This window comes from Bradyrhizobium sp. P2_E8 (genome assembly GCF_056403875.1).
In genome coordinates this window covers 1-1,086 of sequence record NZ_JBFUES010001576.1, presented here as the reverse complement: position 1 = coordinate 1,086, position 1,086 = coordinate 1, and the positions used below count along the sequence as shown (strand labels likewise).

The 1,086-nt window shown below is 68.6% G+C and carries 2 protein-coding genes; one reads left to right on the top strand and one right to left on the bottom strand.

What is annotated here, in order from left to right; genetic code table 11:
- The coding region (locus tag AC1D00_RS42420) for a cobalt-precorrin-6A reductase (protein WP_477014821.1) at positions 1–708 on the top strand (708 nt) is incomplete at its 5' end.
- Here AC1D00_RS42420 and AC1D00_RS42415 read toward each other — a convergent pair.
- Positions 684–1,086 (bottom strand): SAM-dependent methyltransferase (locus tag AC1D00_RS42415; RefSeq protein WP_477014820.1); only part of this gene is annotated, 403 nt, incomplete at its 5' end. The genes AC1D00_RS42420 and AC1D00_RS42415 overlap by 25 nt on opposite strands.

Below are 1,086 nucleotides of genomic sequence, written 5' to 3'. Positions count from 1 at the left end.
AGCCAGCTTGCGGCGGAGATCGCGCGCGCCGGGTTTGATGCGGTCTATTCCTATGGCGGCCGCACCCGCGCGCCTGCCGAGCAGCCGCTGCCGACCCGCATCGGCGGCTTCGGCGGCGTGAGCGGGCTCGCCGATTACATGCGCCGCGAAGGCATCACGCATGTGATCGACGCGACGCATCCCTTTGCCGCCGAGATGAGCCGCAACGCCGTCGCGGCGTGCGCGGAAACGGGCACGCGCTTGATCGCGCTCGAACGCTCCCCCTGGGTCAAGACGCCCGGTGACAACTGGATCGAGGTCGGCGACGTCAATGCAGCGGTCGCCGCTCTGCCCGAGTTGCCGGCAAACGTATTCCTCGCCATCGGCCGCCAACACATCGCGCCGTTCGCGACCAAATCGCAACACGCCTACACGCTGCGCTTCGTCGATCCACCCGAAGCGCCGTYGCCCTTCGCCGCGGACGTGATCGTGTCGCGCGGACCGTTCACGCTCGATGGCGAGCTGGAGATGCTGCGCACGCGTGGAGTCATGTGGATCGTCGCCCGCAATTCCGGCGGCGATGGCGCGCGCGCCAAGATCGACGCGGCCCGTACGCTCGGCCTGCCCGTGATCATGATCGCGCGGCCGGAGCTGCCCGAGCGCCAGCGGGTCGAGAGCGTGGCCGAGATCATGCAGTGGCTCGGTCATCGCACCTGCCTCGGCGCATAGATCCAGCGGCCGACACGGCGCGTCTGCGAGTTGCCGACGATCACCAGCGTTCGCATGTCGGCCATCTCGGGCCGCGCCGCATTGAGCGTGACGGTCTCGATCTTCTCGTCGGATGCGCTGACCGCGCGCGCGAAGATCACGAGCCGCTCGCCGCAGCCGGCGTCCTTCAGCACGGCGAGCGCGCGGCCAAATCCTTCCGGCCGGCTCGCCGAACGCGGATAGTACAGCGCAATGGCAACATCGGCTTCCGCCGCCAACCTCAGACGATTCTCGATCAGCGCCCATGGCTTGAGATTGTCGGAGAGATTGATCGCGCAGAAATCATGGCCGAGCGGCGCTCCGGCGCGCGCGGCCGCCGCCAGCATCGCAGTGATGCCG